At 42.8% G+C, this 19,165-nt stretch carries 24 protein-coding genes and 2 pseudogenes; 16 read left to right on the top strand and 10 right to left on the bottom strand.

Annotation, left to right across the window (positions count from 1 at the left end; translation table 11 throughout):
* Positions 1 to 173: 173 nt before the first annotated feature.
* A complete protein-coding gene (locus NQS30_RS10985) occupies positions 174 to 1,247 on the top strand; it encodes an LLM class flavin-dependent oxidoreductase (protein WP_012117638.1) in 1,074 nt (357 codons plus the stop codon).
* Positions 1,248 to 1,454: 207 nt separating this feature from the next.
* A complete protein-coding gene (locus tag NQS30_RS10980; protein WP_015239922.1) occupies positions 1,455 to 2,075 on the top strand; it encodes a lytic polysaccharide monooxygenase auxiliary activity family 9 protein in 621 nt (206 codons plus the stop codon).
* A gap of 164 nt (positions 2,076 to 2,239) precedes the next feature.
* Here NQS30_RS10980 and NQS30_RS10975 read toward each other — a convergent pair whose 3' ends face one another.
* The 5 genes and pseudogenes from NQS30_RS10975 to NQS30_RS10955 all read right to left on the bottom strand — a co-directional run bounded on the left by NQS30_RS10975 (position 2,240) and on the right by NQS30_RS10955 (position 6,689).
* Positions 2,240 to 2,338, bottom strand: coding sequence for a YjcZ family sporulation protein (locus tag NQS30_RS10975; protein WP_003154022.1), 99 nt, complete (start codon positions 2,336 to 2,338; stop codon positions 2,240 to 2,242).
* Positions 2,339 to 3,117: 779 nt separating this feature from the next.
* Positions 3,118 to 3,468 (bottom strand): annotated as a pseudogene (locus NQS30_RS10970) (stress protein); the annotation flags it as partial.
* A gap of 33 nt (positions 3,469 to 3,501) precedes the next feature.
* Positions 3,502 to 3,654, bottom strand: a complete 153-nt coding sequence (locus NQS30_RS10965; protein WP_227749522.1) for a hypothetical protein — start codon at positions 3,652 to 3,654, stop codon at positions 3,502 to 3,504.
* 281 nt (positions 3,655 to 3,935) lie between these two features.
* Complete coding sequence (locus tag NQS30_RS10960) at positions 3,936 to 4,103, bottom strand: hypothetical protein (RefSeq protein ID WP_154018669.1); 168 nt, start codon at positions 4,101 to 4,103, stop codon at positions 3,936 to 3,938.
* 168 nt (positions 4,104 to 4,271) lie between these two features.
* Entirely contained in the window at positions 4,272 to 6,689 is a 2,418-nt protein-coding gene (locus NQS30_RS10955; RefSeq protein WP_218791744.1) for a peptidase G2 autoproteolytic cleavage domain-containing protein, read from the bottom strand.
* Between the two features lie 378 nt (positions 6,690 to 7,067).
* Here NQS30_RS10955 and NQS30_RS10950 point away from each other — a divergent pair, with 378 nt between their 5' ends.
* Positions 7,068 to 7,502 (top strand): dUTP diphosphatase, encoded by a 435-nt coding sequence (locus NQS30_RS10950; protein ID WP_003154017.1) that lies wholly within the window; start codon positions 7,068 to 7,070, stop codon positions 7,500 to 7,502.
* 87 nt (positions 7,503 to 7,589) lie between these two features.
* Here the strand turns inward: NQS30_RS10950 and NQS30_RS10945 are convergent.
* A pseudogene (locus NQS30_RS10945) lies at positions 7,590 to 7,690 on the bottom strand (DUF4177 domain-containing protein); the annotation flags it as partial.
* Between the two features lie 217 nt (positions 7,691 to 7,907).
* Between NQS30_RS10945 and NQS30_RS10940 the strand changes: the two are divergent.
* The 3 genes from NQS30_RS10940 (at position 7,908) to NQS30_RS10930 (ending at position 9,804) form a co-directional block, all read left to right on the top strand.
* The gene (locus NQS30_RS10940; RefSeq protein WP_072589127.1) at positions 7,908 to 8,732 is read left to right on the top strand and encodes a poly-gamma-glutamate hydrolase family protein; all 825 of its coding nucleotides are present in this window, start codon (positions 7,908 to 7,910) and stop codon (positions 8,730 to 8,732) included.
* Positions 8,733 to 8,837: 105 nt separating this feature from the next.
* Positions 8,838 to 8,987: a hypothetical protein gene (locus NQS30_RS10935; protein WP_007410334.1), complete on the top strand. Its 150-nt coding sequence runs from the start codon at positions 8,838 to 8,840 to the stop codon at positions 8,985 to 8,987.
* On the top strand, positions 8,974 to 9,804 hold the full coding sequence (locus tag NQS30_RS10930; protein ID WP_007410333.1) for a prohibitin family protein: 831 nt from the start codon (positions 8,974 to 8,976) through the stop codon (positions 9,802 to 9,804). The genes NQS30_RS10935 and NQS30_RS10930 overlap by 14 nt, the downstream gene beginning before the upstream one ends.
* 29 nt (positions 9,805 to 9,833) lie before the next feature.
* Here NQS30_RS10930 and NQS30_RS10925 read toward each other — a convergent pair whose 3' ends face one another.
* The gene (locus NQS30_RS10925) at positions 9,834 to 10,283 is read right to left on the bottom strand and encodes a YndM family protein (RefSeq protein WP_052827479.1); all 450 of its coding nucleotides are present in this window, start codon (positions 10,281 to 10,283) and stop codon (positions 9,834 to 9,836) included.
* A 153-nt stretch (positions 10,284 to 10,436) separates the two neighbouring features.
* On the opposite strand from NQS30_RS10925, the gene NQS30_RS10920 reads away from it, so the two are divergent.
* Entirely contained in the window at positions 10,437 to 10,865 is a 429-nt protein-coding gene (locus NQS30_RS10920; RefSeq protein ID WP_003154006.1) for a hypothetical protein, read from the top strand.
* 338 nt (positions 10,866 to 11,203) lie between these two features.
* Here NQS30_RS10920 and lexA read toward each other — a convergent pair whose 3' ends face one another.
* On the bottom strand, positions 11,204 to 11,824 hold the full coding sequence (lexA, locus tag NQS30_RS10915; RefSeq protein ID WP_007611720.1) for a transcriptional repressor LexA: 621 nt from the start codon (positions 11,822 to 11,824) through the stop codon (positions 11,204 to 11,206).
* A 156-nt stretch (positions 11,825 to 11,980) separates the two neighbouring features.
* On the opposite strand from lexA, the gene yneA reads away from it, so the two are divergent.
* From yneA to NQS30_RS10885, 6 genes are all read left to right on the top strand, one after another.
* Positions 11,981 to 12,292 carry a cell division suppressor protein YneA gene (yneA, locus tag NQS30_RS10910; protein ID WP_003154001.1) on the top strand — a complete coding sequence of 104 codons (312 nt, stop codon included), beginning with the start codon at positions 11,981 to 11,983 and terminating at the stop codon, positions 12,290 to 12,292.
* 15 nt (positions 12,293 to 12,307) lie between these two features.
* Positions 12,308 to 12,958: a YneB family resolvase-like protein gene (locus NQS30_RS10905; RefSeq protein ID WP_003153998.1), complete on the top strand. Its 651-nt coding sequence runs from the start codon at positions 12,308 to 12,310 to the stop codon at positions 12,956 to 12,958.
* 68 nt (positions 12,959 to 13,026) lie between these two features.
* Positions 13,027 to 13,260 carry a DUF896 domain-containing protein gene (locus tag NQS30_RS10900; protein ID WP_003153997.1) on the top strand — a complete coding sequence of 78 codons (234 nt, stop codon included), beginning with the start codon at positions 13,027 to 13,029 and terminating at the stop codon, positions 13,258 to 13,260.
* A 166-nt stretch (positions 13,261 to 13,426) separates the two neighbouring features.
* Positions 13,427 to 15,430, top strand: coding sequence for a transketolase (gene tkt / locus NQS30_RS10895; protein ID WP_015239927.1), 2,004 nt, complete (start codon positions 13,427 to 13,429; stop codon positions 15,428 to 15,430).
* A gap of 151 nt (positions 15,431 to 15,581) precedes the next feature.
* Positions 15,582 to 16,028, top strand: a complete 447-nt coding sequence (gene sirA / locus NQS30_RS10890; RefSeq protein WP_003153995.1) for a sporulation inhibitor of replication protein SirA — start codon at positions 15,582 to 15,584, stop codon at positions 16,026 to 16,028.
* A gap of 85 nt (positions 16,029 to 16,113) precedes the next feature.
* Positions 16,114 to 16,332, top strand: coding sequence for a YneF family protein (locus tag NQS30_RS10885; protein WP_003153994.1), 219 nt, complete (start codon positions 16,114 to 16,116; stop codon positions 16,330 to 16,332).
* A 73-nt stretch (positions 16,333 to 16,405) separates the two neighbouring features.
* On the opposite strand, the gene NQS30_RS10880 is transcribed toward NQS30_RS10885, so the two are convergent.
* The gene (locus tag NQS30_RS10880) at positions 16,406 to 16,579 is read right to left on the bottom strand and encodes an aspartyl-phosphate phosphatase Spo0E family protein (protein WP_012117647.1); all 174 of its coding nucleotides are present in this window, start codon (positions 16,577 to 16,579) and stop codon (positions 16,406 to 16,408) included.
* 201 nt (positions 16,580 to 16,780) lie between these two features.
* On the opposite strand from NQS30_RS10880, the gene NQS30_RS10875 reads away from it, so the two are divergent.
* From NQS30_RS10875 to NQS30_RS10865, 3 genes are all read left to right on the top strand, one after another.
* Positions 16,781 to 17,488 (top strand): cytochrome c biogenesis protein CcdA, encoded by a 708-nt coding sequence (locus NQS30_RS10875; protein WP_088056486.1) that lies wholly within the window; start codon positions 16,781 to 16,783, stop codon positions 17,486 to 17,488.
* A gap of 84 nt (positions 17,489 to 17,572) precedes the next feature.
* Entirely contained in the window at positions 17,573 to 17,935 is a 363-nt protein-coding gene (locus tag NQS30_RS10870; protein ID WP_015239928.1) for a response regulator, read from the top strand.
* A 79-nt stretch (positions 17,936 to 18,014) separates the two neighbouring features.
* The gene (locus NQS30_RS10865; RefSeq protein ID WP_218791745.1) at positions 18,015 to 18,506 is read left to right on the top strand and encodes a CcdC family protein; all 492 of its coding nucleotides are present in this window, start codon (positions 18,015 to 18,017) and stop codon (positions 18,504 to 18,506) included.
* Positions 18,507 to 18,533: 27 nt separating this feature from the next.
* On the opposite strand, the gene NQS30_RS10860 is transcribed toward NQS30_RS10865, so the two are convergent.
* Positions 18,534 to 18,962: a DUF2621 domain-containing protein gene (locus tag NQS30_RS10860; RefSeq protein WP_007410325.1), complete on the bottom strand. Its 429-nt coding sequence runs from the start codon at positions 18,960 to 18,962 to the stop codon at positions 18,534 to 18,536.
* Positions 18,963 to 19,165: the final 203 nt, after the last annotated feature.

The raw sequence follows: 19,165 nt of genomic DNA, 5'->3' as shown, positions 1-19,165 counted from the left end.
TCCGGCTGCATGAGTATAATGGCAGAATTGAAGGGTGCCTGAAACTTTTTTTTCTCTCATACCGACCTTCTGCATGTTAAGCTTCTGTATTTATTTTGAACGAATTCCTATTTGTAAAACGGCTGAATAGAATAACATAAAAGCTTTTTTACACAGTGCAGGAGGAGAGAAATGTGAGGGCTGAACACCGTGATTGTATGGAAATTGGAATTTATTCATTTGCAGAATTATATCCCGATCCTCTGACAGGGAAAACAGTCAGCGCAAAGCAGCGGATAGATGAATTGATGAAGCTGGCGAAACTGGCTGACGATGCAGGGCTTGATGTATTCGGTGTAGGCGAGCATCATCGTCTTGATTATGCGGTATCTTCGCCGCCGGCCATCTTATCAGCGATTTCACAGATCACTGAAAATATTAAGCTGACCAGTGCCACGACTGTATTATCCACCGCAGATCCCGTCCGTTTATTTGAGGATTTTGCAACGCTTGATCTGATTTCAGACGGCCGGGCGGAAATCATTGCGGGACGGGGCGCATTTTTAGACTCGTTTCCTCTTTTCGGTTATGACGTAGGCCATTATAAAGAACTGTTTGAAGAACACATTGACCTTTTTTTAAAATTAAATTCCGGGGAAGAATCGGTTACCTGGAAAGGACGTTACCGGCCGCCGCTGCGCGAGGCAGAAATTTCTCCTCGGCCTTTTCGCGGAAGCATTCCGCTATGGTTAGGTGTTTCGGGGACTCCGGAAAGCGCAGAACGGGCCGGGCGTGCAGGTGCGGGGTTGGCATTAGCTGTACTGAGCGGTGATCCGATGTCATCTAAGCCGCTTGTTGACAAATACCGGGAAGCGGCTTCTAAAGCCGGTCATCCTCCGGAAAATGTGAAGGTTGCCGTAACCGGACATATGTTCATTTCAAAAACGAATGAACAGGCAATACAAGAATTTTATCCGTATCATTCAAATTACTGGTCTCACGTTCATTCATATCACGGGATCGATGAGCCTTTAACGAAGGAAGATTTTGAGCGGGCGTCCGGAAAAGAAACAGCTTTATTTGTGGGAAGCTCACAGCAGATCATTGAAAAAATCATGCATCAATACGAGTTATTCGGACATCAGCGATTTCTCGCGCAAATCGATATAGGAGGTATGCCGTTTAAAAAAGCCGCGGAAAACATCGAACGATTAGCAGCGGAAGTAGCACCGGTTATCCGAAAAGAAACCGGCAAATCCAGCGAATGAAGTTCTGAGCAAAAGGGGCGGGCCGGTCAATCGCGGATTCGACAACAGAATCGGCCCGGCTTTTTCTTTATGATTATAAAAAACAAAGGGAAAAGCGCCAACCTCATTGCTTTTTCCTATCAAGAAAAGGAAGGTCATTTCATCCTCTATCGTGAAGTGTATACACTGAAAGGTTTTTATTAACAAAAGAGGGAGGATGATGCAGTAATGAAGGGTTTAGTCAAAGCTGCAGTTTTAACTGTTACTCTTGGTATTGGAGGCGCTTTCTATTCAAGTGGTGCATCTGCGCACGGGTATATAAAAGAGCCCGTCAGCAGAGCGTACATGGGAGCATTAGAGAAACAAACATTGGGCTGGACGGCCGCTGCGCAAAAATATGGCTCTGTCATTGATAATCCTCAGTCTGTAGAAGGGCCGAAAGGATTTCCGGCTGCTGGTCCGCCGGATGGAAGAATTGCGTCTGCAAATGGGGGATCGGGACAAATTGACTTCGGTTTAGACAAGCAGACTGCAGATTATTGGGTAAAACAAAACATCCGCGGCGGTTTTAACACCTTTACTTGGTACTACACGGCCCCTCATGCGACATCAAAGTGGCACTATTATATCACCAAGAAAAACTGGAATCCGAATAAACCTTTGTCAAGAGATGAATTCGAATTAATCGGAACGGTAAACCACGACGGTTCCAAGGCAGATACGAATCTGACTCATAAGATTTTTGTGCCGACTGATCGAAGCGGGTATCATGTCATTTTAGGGGTATGGGACGTTGCGGATACTTCCAATGCCTTCTATAACGTCATCGATGTAAACCTTACACAATAATCTATGAATTACTGATCGGCTGCATGTTGATACATCGGCCGATCTTTTTAGTTTTAATGTGTGAATGAAAAGGGGAAAAACAGCAGAGCGCCATAAACATTTCATTTATGGCGCCGTACGATCATGGAGGTGCTGCTGACATGGATGCGGAGGTAAGAGGATTCTTAATAACCGCCGAGGAAAGAAGCCCCAACGATGATTAATAAAATGAATAGCACCACGATTAACGCAAAGGAGCTACCATAACCACCTGAGAATCCCATATAATCTCACCTCCTAAAGAGGATTAATACATATTATGCCGAAATGAAAAGTTTGATAGGGATGCTAGTTTACTTTTTGAAAAAAGTTTTTTTAGTCTATATTTCCTTTACATGACCATCCGTTAAAATGAGTAAAAGGAGGCATCGTACTGCTTCCTGTAATAGAAACGGGTAGGCTCATACATTGAGAAGTTGCGAAGAGGATGCGCAGCTGGCTTGTTTTTTAAAAAATGAAAATGTAACACGCTATTAGGATTGGAACCTTTTGATTCAACGGAACAGGCTGAAGAAATGATTGGTTGGTTTCAAGAGCAGTATCATGAAAAAAGGGAATGTGATGGGGAATCGAGAAAAAAGATGCGAAGGGCATAATCGGAACCATGTATCAAAACGGATTGCCTGATGATACACGCGTATACTCCATTCCGAATGGGAACGTTAACGATCTAAATAGAAGAACTTCAAGTGTTCTGCGGTAAATAAAAAAAGCCGATGAAGGCTTAACATGGATTAGACGCTGTAAAGCATTTTTTTGCTGTGCTTTCTGCAGACGGAGTTTGATTGTAAGAAACGATTCCGATAATCACTAACAAGATGATGAACATCAATATGCTCCACAACACTATTTTTAAAGACTTTGACATGGTATACCCTCACTTTGAAAGACTTTACCGGGGCTGCGATCGGAGCCCGCACTTCAAGTATAGTCGTTATAACGGTGAAAAATGTGCAGTCCAGTTAAAAAAAACTTGCGGGCGCTGCCGCAAGTTTTCTCCGTATTAAGGTCTGTGGAATTCAATATGCTGATTATCACGATCGAACCACCCTCTGAATGCCCAATTGATCCAGCCCCCGTCTCCTTTGTTATCGAAGGACCCGTCTTCGAAGACCCAGATTCCGTAAGTAATACCGTCATAAACGGCTGATCCGTAAAACTGAACGCCGTTAAAGCGGTCTTCATATTCTTGATTTAAATTGAACCCCTTGACGTTGTACTTCTGTCCTGATGCGTAAAATGTTGTTTCCATGACATTTTTTACCCAGCCGGTTCGGTTTTGATCTGACTTAACCGCTTCAGCAATGCGATCTGAAATTCCGAGAACATCTACGTTTACGTTCAGCCCGGCATCAACACCTGCTGCTTTTACGTTTTGGTCTGCTGTTTAGGATAATTTACTTTCTAATGGATTTGCAAGGGGTGAAACGTGAGGCGCGTTTGCGTGTTCAGACTGACTGGCTGCTGAGGCACTGGCTGTGAAAGGAATTGTTAGAGATAAAGCTAAGCATGATCCGACTATCGTTCTGGCGATTTTCATGGCTATGACCTCCTGAGGAAATTTTTAAAAATTGTTGCAAATGTTATCGCAGAAAAATTGCCCAAGCAAAGAGTAGATTTCCTCAAAAGTCATGTCATTCTATTTGTGTTGTTTTCTGTAAATGAAATACTTTTCATTAGGCGAAAAGGGAAGAAAATAATAGAGTCTTTTTATGTATTGTGATAGGATGACCGGATTTTGGGTGAAAATAGCCCGGAGAAACGCCATAATAAGAAAAACACCCGGAGTTTACCGGGTGTAAAAAGTGTTGATATGTCAAGTTAGCAGCATTTTTTACATTTTTTGCATTTTCTTTTATAAACAACGATGTAATCATAATCAAGATGCTTTTTATCTTGTTTCTTCTTTTTTTGTTTAGGCTGCTTTGGGTGGTGATCATAATGTCCGTTCATATCCATATCCATGTCCATATCCATACCCATATCCATACTCATATTCCTCCTTTTTTCATCTGACGGTAGTATTCTATGACAGAAAGCATGGATGGCTTGGACAAATGAAACGGTATGCTGAAAAAGAGGCATCTCATTCGGTATAAAAAACAGGATCATACCCGCCCGATAGAAAAGAGAGGAGATGATCCTGATATTGAGACCCTATTTGATAACCGCAATTGCAATGCCGTACCCTTTTTCAGAACTGTATAAGGCTGTCAGTTTCAATACCTTCCAGCCTTCCGCGGCTTTAGTCCCGATTCCGTTATGAGCCGTGATATAATCTCCCGGGCTGACCGTACTGTCGACCCGTACGTAATGCCGGCCGTTGAGTCCGACAATGTGCCATTCGTCTCTGGCCGCGCGTGCTTCATAGTCAGCTTCAAGAGCCGGACTGCAGTCTGGGTTTTGTTTCGGCACGCGTACCGTTTCTCCTGTTTCCTCGTCAGTCACATTTTCGTATATGAAACCGCCGAACTCGTTTGTCAAAAAGCGGCTTTGCCATCCGAAGCTTGCGGCTCCTGAGATAAAAGCGGCTGTTTCTGAAATGACGCCGAGCATGTAATCTCCGACGTGAGCCGATTCAATTTTTTCGCCTTTCACTGTGACGATCGTCCCGGCGGGAATTGTCTGGCCGGTTACACTTTCAAAATATTCTCCGTACCCTGACAGGGAAGAGGTGACAGCTCCGGCGAACGTACCGTGGCCGCCCGCTGAATCCAATTTCCATTTGATGGACTGATGCCCTCCGGCAACCGTGTATGGTTCTTCCAATGTAATGCTTTCTGATGACAGAATCGTTCTGGAGACTTTGCTGCCCGTAATATGGGCATTGTTTGAAGCGGCGATAAATGCCCTTGAACCTTCAGAACTTGAACCTCCGGAAGAGCTGATGATCGCATTTCTGTCACCTCTGGCTGTAATATCGCCTGTTCCGGCAATAACGGCGCTTGTCGGGTTGAATGCAAAACCGGAGCTGGTCGCGAGCTGTGCGCCTCCCTTTAAATTGACGGGGATCTGATCATAAGTCTGTCCTTTTATAGATGCGGCCGCGCTGTAACCTTCCGCTTGCACCCCGAGAATGACGGCCTGACTGTTAGGGGACGTAATTCCGACGGAACCGCCGTCTCCGATCATCGTACCGTTCATAATATTTACGTTATATTGGCCTCCGCCGATTGAGATGCCTTTAGGAGAAGACTTGTATATATCAAAATTTGAAATTTTAACATAATCGGTTTTATTTGATCCGCCGGATATATTGATGTCAACACCGGCTTGTGTAAAGCCGCGTATTTTAATGCCGTTGATCGTGATATTTTGACTGCGGTATTGAAGAGCCACGACTGGATTCCCTCCATAGTCGTATGAGGGATCACCAATAGCTGTGAATCCGTTTACATTAACGTTTTTATAGGCAGAGATGACCAGCGCCCTCGGGGTCACACCGTCATAGAGAGCATTAAACACCGGTTCAATCGCGGTGCAATCGGTTAAAGTAACATCATAAGCCGTCGTGCTTTCGGGGTCTGAGGCCTGATGATGGCCGATATGACGAATATCAAATGAACGTACATCACGATACGAAACATGACCGATAATATGAACATTTTGAGAAGCCGGCCACAGGCTGTGCGCCTTTACCTCAATCCCGCGGATATTTCCGCTCGTATAGTTATTTAAAAGCCATACATGTTTAGAGCCGTCGTCAATTTCAATGCCGTTCGAGTTTGCGCTGCCCTCAGCATGCTCTGTGCCGCGGGGGTTTCCGGAATGGCAGTTGGAAATGAAAATATACTCGCTGTAATGGGTGGTAATGCCGTCGTCTCCGGCGCCGTATGCCACACAGTTATCAATCCATATATATCGGCAGCCGTCTTTCGTCCATTCTGTTTCAGGCAAATGATCGTAAGTCGGAGATGTAATATCAATACCATGGAGACCCGCGTTAACCGTTTCAACATTCTTAATCCAGCCGTATTGCACATTAGCAAACGTTAAACAGCTGGAAAACTGTCCTCCGGGGTTCCTGACCCCGCATTGACGATCAGGATTCCAGTCTAAAGTCATGTTTTCCACAAAAATATTACGGTTTCCATTTTCGTAATCATCGTTAGTAATGACCCATTCGAATGCGGGAGTGTCCTCATGAAGCTTAAGCACGGTAATCCCTTGTCCCTCACCGGAAATGGTAGTCCATGAGGGGAGTTTTATCCCTTGAACCAAAAATTCTCCTGCGGGAACATTTACTTTGACCCGGCCGTTCCCGATCGCTCTCCGAAAAGATTCTGTATTGTCCCGGCCGTCAGGGACCGCTCCGTAGTCCTCCACATTCACTTCCCGGGTGATTTTATTCATAAGCATTTCGTATTCTGTATCAAGCCGTTCTTTTAAAAGTGAGGTGACCATTCCTTCCGCCGTCACCCGGGCATCTGCGATCTCAAGATTATCATCCGTTGCGGAATGCTTAATAAAATTCTGCATCCTTGCTTTGAGATGTTCCAATTCAGAGGGCTGTGCAGGGCGAGACTGCAATGGGGCGTTTAAAGACGGATCAGGAAAGTTTTTAAATTGAACCATTCTAAAGACACCTCTTTCTTTTGATATAAGCGCCTGAGGCAGGGGACAGAAAAGAGTCGCGCGCCCTTTAAGCGCTTATTCTTCAAATTCTTTATTCAGAACGAAATTCCTTTTGAAACCAAGGTGAAATTTTAAAAAAGCTCTGTTGAAAGAACGGATATAAAGCTTTGTATTATTGTAATTGAAGCTGTCATGTGAAAATGGAGGAAAAACTGATAGGAGGGGCCCTCATTTTAGGTTTATTCTCATTGGCTTCGCAGTGCTTCCTCTCCGGCTGTATATACACCAAAATCAACATTTTTATCAGTTAAATGGTATGATGGGGCACGGATTGGTCATCAATACGACTGAAATAGGGAAGCAAAAGGAGCAGCGAACATGACTTTACAAATCAAAATTAAATATTCAGATGATACGCAAACGAGAATCAGTAAAATTGAACAGGGCGATTGGATTGATTTGCGGGCAGCTGAAGATATAACAATCAAAAAAGGTGAATTCAAACTTATCCCGCTTGGAGTTGCGATGGAACTGCCGGAAGGATATGAGGCCCATGTCGTTCCGCGTTCAAGTACATATAAGCATTTCGGTATCATTCAGACAAATTCAATGGGAGTCATTGATGAATCTTATAAAGGCGACAATGACTTCTGGTTTTTTCCTGCATTCGCGCTTCGGGATACCGACATTTCCAAGGGGGAGCGGATCTGCCAATTCAGAATCATGAAGAAAATGCCTGAAGTGGAGCTGATCGAAGTAGACAAGCTCGGGAACAATGACCGCGGCGGACTGGGATCAACAGGCACGAAATAAAACGAAAAAAGACTGCTTAACAGCAGTCTTTTTTTTATGGAAACAGCAGTTACATCCATTTGTTTCGGGGATTCTTGAATTGGGAAATCATACGTCACGTTCGAATTTGACTTCGAAATAAGCGGCCGCTCCGTAACCGTCTATGCCGGAGCAAATATTTGAGCCGGACGCCAGCCCAGCTCAGCATATTGAAAAAATGATTTCCCTGCAGTCCTCACTCTCCTCCAAAACTGGAGAAGGGTTTCATTTTTATCATTTAAGCCTTCCGTCTCTTTGAACAGAAAGACTTTTTTAGGTTAAAGGATAGAAGTTGTTTTGATGTTTTTATTCTTCAAGATGAACGGAGGTTTTGTCCAACGTATATAATATTGTGACAAAAGTGTAAACAAAAGAAAGGATGATGTTATGGCAAAAAGGGTTAGAAGAGTAGACCGTAAAGCAGCTGGCAAAGAGGCAGAGCAGAAGAAACCGTCCAAAGTCACCCTGTTCTGCCGTTCGCTTCAAAGGCTGAAGCATTTGTATTGTAACATAAACATACAAATGCCATCAATAACCAAAAAAGGAATTTTAGTTTTAATTTTACCGTTTTTGCTTCTGCCGTTCTTTCGGGCTGATGCCGCTTCAGATATTTACGGCAGTTTCGAGGAATTAAAGCTGAATGAAGATCCTTCCGATTTTTCCATTTCAACGCGAGAGCATGACCCTTCTATCCTCATATTAGCTATACACGGAGGAGGCATAGAGCCGGGGACCAGTGAGTTAGCCAGAGAAATTGCCGAAAACCGGAGTTTATATTTATTTGAAGGGTTAAAACCAGCCGGTAATGCGGCTCTGCATTTGACAAGTTCGCATTTCGATGAACCTAATGCCGTGCAAATGGTGAAAGAGCACTCTCATGTCATTTCATTGCACGGTTACGGCAGTGATGGTAAAAAGATAAAAATCGGCGGTACAGACAGAGAACGGGCCGAACTTTTGACCGATGTGCTGAAACGGCACGGGTATCCTGCCGTTCTTCTTGGCATAAATGATAAATATGCAGGCGTCAGTCCGAACAACCTTGCCAATCAATCTTCATCCGGATTGAGTATTCAAATCGAAATGAGCACCGGCTTCAGAAAATCACTATTTGACACTTTTACGCTGAAAAGCAGAGCATCCACACAAAATGGGACCTTTTATCAATTCACAAAAACGATTTCTGATTTTATCACTGAAAATTACCAATAAGCACGCCTATTTTGCCGGCGGGGCTTTTTCTTTTGAAATTTATGAAACTTTAAGTTCTTAAGATCGTATACATAATTGACAGGATGAAAGAAAAGAGGTGGGCAAATGAAAGTGATGATCGGGTCTATCATTCTTCTTGTCATCATCGGATTCGGTTTATGGCTGATGCTTAGTCCAATCTTTAAACAAGTGGGAAGCGGAGCCAAAAAATTCAAAAAGTCATGGGAGGAAGAAGATCAGCATGAGCGAAAATAAGCGCGGAAACACAAAAAAAATTATCGGCGGTGTGATTATAGGTGCAGCCCTTTTAATTGCGGGCGTTACAGCGTCACTATTCATTGAAAAAATACCGAACGGTTATGTCGGGGTTGTATACTCACCGAATGGCGGGGTAAAATCCGACACATTGGACCAAGGCTGGCACTTAGTCGGATTATTTAATAAAGTAACGGAATATCCGGTGCGTATGCAGACAGTGAATAATGAAAATATAAAAGTGGCAACCTCAGACGGTAAAAATATAGAAATGGATATCGCTTACAACTATGTCGTGCAGCCTGATAAAGTAGTCGATCTGTTTAACAAATTCGGAGCGGTAGACGTTGAAACGATTGAAAATACATATTTAAAAACAAGGCTGTGGGATGCGGCGCGAAAATCAATCAGCAAATACTCGGTTATTGACACGTACGGGCAAAAATCTGCAGAAGCCGCTGCCGATGTTCAAAAGAGATTTGCTGATGATATGAAGAGTCTTGGATTTTTAATTGATGATCTGACGCTTGGCGTACCGAAGCCGGATAAAGCCACACAGGAAGCTATCGATGCAAGGGTGAAGTCTTCACAGGAACTTGAACGGACACAAACTGAAATTAAAATAGCCGAAGCCGAAGCGAAAAAGAAAAAAATTGAAGCGGAAGGGATCGCTGATTATAACGAAATCATAAAGAAATCAATGTCCGATGAAATGATCAAATATAAATGGATTGAAAAATGGGACGGAAAAACGCCGAAAGCGACAGGCACAGACTCACTGCTGCAGCTGCCGCTGGACGATCAGAAGCAAAAATAAAAAGAGAAGGAGGCGATTGCGCCTCCTTTTTATGTTTTTTCCTGAGGGTCTTTTTCCGGTACTAATTCTTCAGACGCCTCGATTTGATAGCTCCATAGCGTGCTATCCGTCTCTGTTGTGTCCTGATAATCTTCGGGAAGTACATATTGCTGCAAATACCGGTGAAAAAATGCCTCAAAAACAGAAATGCAAAGTGCAGAGATAACCGATGCCGCGGCAGGAGAGACATTAAATCCGCCAATGTTCATAAGGAATATCCATAATATAATGAATGAAATTCCGAAATCAGCTGCAACGGCTGTGAAATTGCTTGTTCTCGGCAGAATCATGCAATCACCCGCAAAATAAGTGATTAAACTTAAGATCACTGTAATAAACAGAACGTTTAAAAAGGTTACTTGGTACATAAGATCCAAAACAATGTACAGTAAAGCAAGTGTGAGCGCCGTTTTAGAAGCGAAAGCAATTACGTGTTTCATTTGAACCACCTTCGTTATTTCGTTTAGTATTCATTGTAAGCAATCCGCAAATTTTTAAACTGGTATATAGTGGTTATAAAGTATACGTTTTAATAAAATGTGAATAGACATCACAGGATTCGCAAGTTAAAATATGTAAAAAGGGGGATGCAAATGAAAAAATACTGGATATGTATTGCTGTTTTTTTATTATGTTTTAGCGGAATACACTCAGCTAAAGCGGCTACCACTGAATTCGGATCAAAAACAAGCTTCACTTTGGAGGGAAATGCAAAAGAGTTTCATATTGAAAATCCGGGGGCTGTAGCTGCCGACGATTACTTTTTAGGATATAAGTTCACCATAATGAACAACTCTTCGTGCGGTTTAAGCATGAAACTCCAGCGGATGGCGCTGAACGGGAATTTTTATACATTAAGTTCTAAAAACTACAGCGGCAGCTGGTTAAACCTCAGTGCCCAGGATAAAAAATCAATTGATCCGTATCACAAATACAGAATTCTGGTTGAAAGTTCTTCAAACGTCTGTGGCCCCGTCTATATTAAAGGGTTTTACGGTGTAGAATATTATCATTTTGATTGAAAATAGATACTCGCTAAAGGCAGCGGGTTTTTTTATATTTAAAAATAACTTATTGTACTATGTACTAAATATTCATATATAAATTTTAATGCACCCGTCCAAAGAAAACATAAACAAAAGTAAATTCATCACGCACAAATATACAAAGTTGAAAAAAGAATGAAAAGTTTCTCGAAGGAAACATTATTAGTTGACTTCAAAAGTGTGATGTCGGATAATAAGAATGTAAGTTTTTCCTCCTTAGCAGATTCGTTTCTTAAGCCAGGGCGAATCTGCTTTTTTTATGCAAAAAAACCCCTCTGTAAGGGGTTTTTTACGATAAATGAAGTTTAATAGAATTAATGTACGGCTCTGAATACGCCGATAACTTTCCCCAAAATGCTTACGTTTTGCAGGATAATCGGCTCCATCGTCGGATTTTCCGGCTGCAGCCGCACATAATTGTCTTCTTTATAGAAGCGCTTGACCGTCGCTTCATCATCTTCGGTCATAGCTACGACGATTTCTCCGTTATTGGCCGTGTTCTGCTGTTTGACAATGACGTAATCTTTGTCAAAAATGCCGGCGTCGATCATACTTTCTCCCATGATTTCTAACATAAAGACATGTTCGCCCGGAGGAACCATCCGGTCAGGAAGCGGAAAATACTCGTCGATATTTTCAACAGCCGTAATCGGAATACCCGCCGTCACTTTCCCGATGACCGGAACGTTTACGACCTGGCTTTTCGGAATTTGGACTTCTTCTTCATCCAATACCTCAATCGCCCTCGGTTTAGTTGGGTCCCGTCTGATCAGGCCTTTTGTCTCCAGCCGCGCCAAATGGCCGTGCACGGTTGAACTGGAAGCCAGTCCTACTGCTTCTCCTATCTCTCTTACAGAAGGCGGATATCCTTTCGTTTTTACCTCTTCTTTAATAAAACGCAGGATATCAAGCTGCCTTTTTGATAGCTTCGTCATATTTCGCACCTCAAAACGTCGATTTTAAGTAGATTATAGCATGATTTTCCTGACAGTACAAACATAGGTTCGAAAAAAACGATTGACAGAAACGTTTGTTCGTATATACTGAAAGGTATAAAAAGCGAACAAACATTCTTATCGGAGGTTGTTTACATGGCGAAAGAATCTATTATATTTGTCGGGCTGTTTACTGCGATTTTAAGTGCCGCTATTTTACTTGTCTCATGTGCGGGAAATGATCAGTCCCTCAGCCAATATGTTAAAATAAAGGTTCAGGACGGCGATACACTCTGGTCACTTGCGGATCATGTAGCAGAAAAGAAACACATTAATAAAGAAGATTTCATTGAGTGGGTGACGGAGAATAATCATCTCCAAACTGCTGATATAAAGCCCGGAGACGAACTTATTCTTCCGGTTAAGAAAAAGCATCCGGCCGTATATCAGCTGGCCATTGTCAATTAGAGAGGAAAGAGAGAAATGAAGGCGCTCATTTATGCCCGAGTAAGCACAAACAAAGAACAGCAGCAAACGTCATTAAAAAGACAGGAAGAGGAGCTCAGTGAGATCGCTGCTGCAAACGGCATGGAAGTCGTGAAAGTCATTTCTGAGAAAGCCAGCGGTTACGAAATGGACCGCGACGGAGTATTTGAAATGCTTGATGAAATTAAAAAATCACATATTGACGCGATATTGGTGCAGGACGAAACGAGATTGGGAAGAGGAAACGCCAAGATTGCGCTTTTGCATTGCATTTACAGGGAGAACGTAAAAATATATACGACGGCTCATAAAGGTGAACTGGAGCTTTCCGAAGCTGATTCGATGGTACTCGAAATCGTCAGTATTGTTGAGGAATATCAAAGGAAAATTCACAATATGAAAATCCGGCGGGGAATGAAAAGAGCCGTGAAAAACGGCTACAAACCTGAACGGAATCTGAAAAACAGACATGAAAACAGCGGAAAAGAAAAAAAAGAGGTTCCGGTTTCGGAAATTATCAGGCTGAGAGCCAACAAGCTTACCTTTGCAGAAATCGCAGCGACCTTAAGGGGATTCGGCTACGATGTGTCCAAAGCCACGGTTCACCGGCGGTTTCAGGAATATACCGCAGACACAGAAGGCAGCTGACGCGCATCAGTTGTAAAAAAGACTGCGTTTTAGTAGTATATAATCAACACGCACCAAAGGAGCTTATTATGATTTCTAAAGAAAAAATCGCAAGAATTAACGAATTGGCTCAAAAAGCTAAATCAAACACGATAACGGATGAGGAAAAAGCTGAACAGCAAAAGCTTCGCCAGGAGTATTTGAAAGGATTCCGCTCCTCAATGAAAAATACGTTAAAGAGCGTAAAAGTGATTGATCCGGAAGGCAACGATGTCACCCCTGAAAAACTAAAAAGAGAACAACAGAAAAATAATCTTCATTAAACAGAAAGAATACGGCAATACGTATTCTTTTTTCGTATATACTAATATCAGGATGTGCTTTACGACAATTTTCAACAAGTTTATCTCAAATTTAAGCTGAAAGAGTTGAGAAAAAGTCAGCATCGCTTTATGATGAAAAGGTACAACAATATGGAAGGGGATTATAATGGATACAATTGAAAAGAAATCAGTTGCCACCATTCGTACACTATCTATAGACGCAATTGAAAAAGCGAATTCCGGACATCCGGGCATGCCGATGGGAGCCGCTCCGATGGCATATACGTTGTGGACGAAATTTATGAATGTAAACCCGCAGAATCCGGGCTGGTTTAACCGCGACCGCTTTGTTTTATCAGCAGGCCACGGTTCAATGCTTTTATACAGCATGCTGCATTTAAGCGGATATGACCTCAGCATTGAAGACTTGAAACAGTTCCGTCAATGGGGAAGCAAAACACCGGGACATCCGGAGTTCGGGCATACAGCCGGAGTAGACGCAACTACCGGGCCGCTTGGACAGGGTATTGCAATGGCAGTGGGAATGGCAATTGCAGAACGCCATCTGGCTGAGACATATAACCGTGATTCATTCAACGTAGTTGATCATTATACATACAGTATTTGCGGAGACGGCGATTTAATGGAAGGCATTTCTTCCGAAGCCGCTTCTCTTGCAGGCCATCTTGAATTAGGCCGCCTGATCGTATTATACGATTCTAATGACATTTCCTTAGACGGCGATTTAGACCGTTCTTTCTCTGAAAATGTAAAGCAGCGTTTTGAAGCAATGAACTGGGAAGTTCTTTATGTTGAGGACGGAAACAACATTGCTGAATTGACGGCTGCAATTGAAAAAGCGCGCCAGAATGATAAAAAACCGACATTGATCGAAGTGAAAACGACAATCGGTTTCGGTTCTCCAAACCGCGCGGGCACATCCGGCGTTCACGGCGCTCCGTTAGGACAAGAAGAGAGCAAGCTGACAAAAGAAGCGTATGCTTGGACGTTTGAAGAAGATTTTTATGTTCCGGAAGAAGTATACGGGCATTTCAATAAAGCGGTAAAAGAAGCCGGCTCGAAAAAAGAACAGGAATGGAATGACCTGTTCGCGGCTTATAAAGAAAAATATCCTGAGCTTGCTGAACAGCTGTCACTCGGTATGAAAGGCGAGCTTCCTAAAGACTGGGATCAGGAAGTTCCCGTTTATGAAAAAGGCAGCAGCCTTGCTTCCCGCGCATCTTCAGGTGAGGTGCTGAACGGAATCGCTAAGAAAATTCCTTTCTTTGTCGGGGGATCTGCTGACCTTGCGGGTTCAAATAAAACGACAATCAAAAATGGAGGAGACTTCACGGCCAAAGACTACGCCGGGAAAAACTTCTGGTTCGGTGTCCGTGAATTTGCGATGGGCGCTGCATTAAACGGAATGGCGCTTCACGGCGGCCTCCGCGTATTCGGCGGCACATTCTTTGTGTTCTCTGATTATTTAAGACCTGCCATTCGCCTGGCGTCATTGATGGGTCTTCCCGTCACTTATGTATTCACGCATGACAGTATTGCCGTAGGAGAGGACGGGCCGACTCACGAACCGATTGAGCAGCTTGCTTCTTTACGCGCACTTCCTAACCTTTCTGTGATCAGACCTGCTGACGGAAATGAAACCGCAGCTGCATGGAAGGTTGCCGTTCAAAGCCAAGATCATCCGACAGCTCTTGTATTGACACGCCAAAACCTGCCGACGATTGATCAGCAGGCTGAAGAAGCGTATGCGGGCGTGGAAAAAGGGGCTTATATCGTTTCCAAAGCCCAAACGGAATCACCGGCCGCTCTTCTTTTAGCGACAGGTTCTGAAGTCGGACTTGCGATCGAAGCTCAAGCGAAACTGGCTGAAGAAAACATTCACGTATCTGTAGTCAGCATGCCGAGCTGGGACCGCTTTGAAAAACAATCGGCTGAGTACAAAAACAGCGTGCTTCCTCCGAATGTGACGAAACGTCTTGCGATCGAAATGGGTTCAAGCTTCGGATGGGGTAAATTTACCGGTCTTGAAGGAGACGTTCTCGCAATTGACCGTTTCGGTGCTTCAGCTCCGGGAGAAACAATTATGAAAGAATACGGATTTACTGCAGGAAACGTGGTTGACCGCGTGAAAAAACTTTTAAACAAATAACGAGACAAAAGAGGATGAGTCAAATCATCCTCTTTTTCCTGTTTATGCGACAAAAATAGAAGGAGCGGCGTAACAGTAATAGACAATTCTTTCTTTTCTCCTTTTGTATAATAGAAAGCAATAACGAAGCGCTGTAAAAGGGGATGAGGAAATGGAACGTCATTACTATACGCACCTGATAAAGGATGAGTTTGCCAACCACTACTTCGGGCGGGAAACGGCTATGTTTGAGTTGTTTCGAGACTATCATTGGACAGATCTGACGCCCCAGGAATATCAAATGACAGAAAAGCAAGTTCAATATATAACGGAACCGATTCCGGTGATACATATGCATCAGCGTCTCCAGCTGCATTTAAACCGAATGAGTTACAGCCGTTTGGATTCCATTTACCGGCTTACACTGCCTGGAGAAAAGGGCCGCGCCACCTTCATGATGAAAGACAGTTTAATTGAGATTGCGGCTTCGGGAGATTATGAGGCGGAAACGATTTTCTTTGAGATTCTGCGTAAAATCAGCCCCTGTTTTCTTGCAATGGATTTCAAGACACGGCGCTACGGGTGGTTAAATCCGGTCAGAGAAAGAAATTTTGTCTAAAAACGAGGAAAAAGAGATGTAAATGTTGTATAATAGCCTTTGGTTTAGTACACTTTAAACTAGACAACATGAAGGAGGAAATAAAATGACTTTATGGGTTGGCATCCTAGTGGGCGTTGTCGCATTGCTCATAGGTGTTGCACTCGGGTTTTTTATTGCTCGTAAATATATGATGAGCTATTTGAAAAAGAATCCGCCTATTAATGAACAAATGTTACGCATGATGATGATGCAAATGGGAATGAAACCTTCTCAAAAGAAAATTAATCAAATGATGAAAGCCATGAATAATCAAGCGAAATAATACGTACAGATTATGATATAGAGATACATGGTTATAAAAATAAAAAACCCGGAGAGGGTTTTTTATTTTGGCGTCATGTTTCACCCCAACTGCCGGTGTGCAGTTCTTTTTGGTATTGTATGAGAAGGTGGTCAAGCTCCTGGCTGAGTTCTATCGTAATGTTTGATGTCATTCCGTTTGTCATGACGATTTTAAGCAGCTCTGCCCGTTTTTTTTCAATTTCATTTAATAGATGCTCTCTAATCACAGGGATATATCCTTTCATACATAAATCTTTCACCTGAGTCGCTATTATTATATCCACATTTATACTGTTTTTCAAATAAGAAGGAGTATAATATCTCGATGTCAAATTAAATTATATAAGCTTTTTCTATAAAAAGTAATCCTTCTCGGAAAAGTGTTAAAAAAATGAAATGATTTTGTCATAACTCGAAGGGAGTGTGTCATCGTGAGTTTTAATTACTTTCTGACGTTTGGGGCCGGATTTCTGTCTTTCATTTCTCCATGCTGTCTGCCGTTGTACCCCGCCTTTTTATCTTACATAACTGGTGTCAGTATGGACGAGGTGAAAACAGAAAAGGTGATGCTGCAAAAGCGTGGCCTCGTGCATACACTTTGTTTTTTGCTTGGTTTCTCCGTGATTTTTATCGCATTGGGATATGGAACTTCGTTTATCGGCAGTTTTTTTACCCAATATCATGAAGCGATCCGCCAGTTTGGCGCTATCATGCTGATCCTTTTCGGGCTGATTACTGCCGGTGTGTTTCAGCCGAAATTCATGATGAAAGAGCGGCGCATTCACTTTAAGCGCCGTCCGGAGGGGTTTATCGGTTCGGTTCTGATCGGTCTTGCGTTTGCAGCCGGCTGGTCGCCGTGCAGCGGGCCTATTTTAGGAGCCGTGTTTTCGCTGGCCAATACAAATCCTTCTTCAGCAGTGCCGTATATGTTTTTATATGTTCTCGGATTTGCGATTCCTTTTCTTGTTCTTTCATTTTTTATTACCAGAATGAATTGGATTCGCAAGCATCAGCTGCTTATCATGAAAATCGGCGGCATTCTTATGATTCTGATCGGAGTTATGCTGTTTTTTAACTGGATGAGCTACATTCTGATCGTTCTGTCAAATCTTTTCGGAGGATTTACGGGTCTGTAACGGATTAATAACTTTTGAACTATTATATACCCTTTTGTTTTTGGTACAATAAGACTAGTTAATGTTAAATATGTGGAGGGGAATATGACACGAGTTTTAGTTGTAGATGACGCCAAGTTCATGAGGGTGAAAATCAGAGAGATTCTGGAATCGGCGAATTATACAGTTGCCGGGGAAGCGGCTGACGGTAAGGAAGCCCTGGCAGTATATCAAAAAATCCGTCCCGACCTGGTGACAATGGATATTACCATGCCGGTCAAAAACGGTATACAGGCCCTGCAGGATATTTTAGCTTTTGACCCGAAAGCCCGGATCATCATGTGCACCGCCATGCGGCAGCAGCGGATCGTTCTGGAAGCGATTGAATTAGGCGCTAAAGACTTTATCGTTAAACCGTTTGAAGCATCTAAAGTGCTGGAGGCCGTAGGCCGGGTAACGGGAACGTAAATGTGTTCTCTTTTCAAATTGGTTTTTTTTATGTTTTTGGAGTATAGTATATAGTATCAAACTCCGTGCAAGCAAAGGAATGATAAAGATGATGATTATAATTTCATCCGTTATTGTAGCGGCCATGGCAATTTCCGTGATGATCGTCAGGATTAAATCCTCCGACAAGCCCGCTTCACCTAAAAAAATAATTCTCCCGCCGATTTTCATGAGTACGGGAGCGCTTATGTTCCTTTTTCCGATTTTCAGAGTGACGGGCGAAGAATTTTTGGAGGCCATTACGCTGGGCGTGATCTTCTCTATTTTTCTGATTAAAACATCTAAATTTGAGATTAAAAATAATGAAATCTATTTAAAACGGTCAAAAGCGTTTGTGTTTATCCTGATTGGTCTCTTGGTTATCAGAATCGCTATGAAATCCATTTTGAGCACGACGATTGATTACGGAGCTTTAAGCGGAATGTTTTGGATTCTGGCTTTCGGAATGATTGTCCCGTGGCGCATCGCGATGTTTTTGTCTTACCGCAAACTTTCGAATGAACTGAAGACCGCTGATATTCAGATGAATTAAAACCTTTCCGTACGCCGGAAAGGTTTTTTATTTGAGCAGGGCTTGATAAGGAGTAAGATCAATCTGTTTTTCACGGAGATGCTTTTTTAAAAATTGATGATCACGCTTAGGAGTGGCCAGTATGTAACCCCTGATGATTAAATCACGATTTATTTGTTCAGCTTCCTCCGCTAAGGAAAGTTCACCGATTTTTCCGGCGATTTTCGCTTTGGCTACATCCCGAAAGAGCTCCGGCACGGGGGCGACCAATTCATCCAAAAACGCCTTGTCACCCTCATTCCATAAGTGCCTGCTTTTTTCAATATAATAGTCCTGCCAATCCAGTTCTGACCGGCCGTCTTCTTTCGGTAAGCGTTTTAAAAATTTTCGAAACATAAAAAACCCGCCGATAGACAGCAATCCGATCATCACGATGACCCAAAATAAAATAAACCACATAAACCAGCCTTCCAGCATTGTTCTATCTCCTCCTTACTTTAACCATATTGTAAACGAAGACAGAATAGAAGAACACATGAAAAAAAGAATAGAAAAAATGATAGATGTCCAGTCATTCCGGTTGCTAGAACATATTCTATCGTATAGTGATTCTGCTATTTGGCCATGGGAGATTCACTTTGAGGGTATATGACTGATATGACCGGACAAAAAAGCCGCTT

This window comes from Bacillus sp. B1(2022) (genome assembly GCF_040259625.1).
Taxonomy (GTDB): domain Bacteria; phylum Bacillota; class Bacilli; order Bacillales; family Bacillaceae; genus Bacillus; species Bacillus velezensis.
This window is presented reverse-complemented; position numbering and strand designations above follow the sequence as displayed.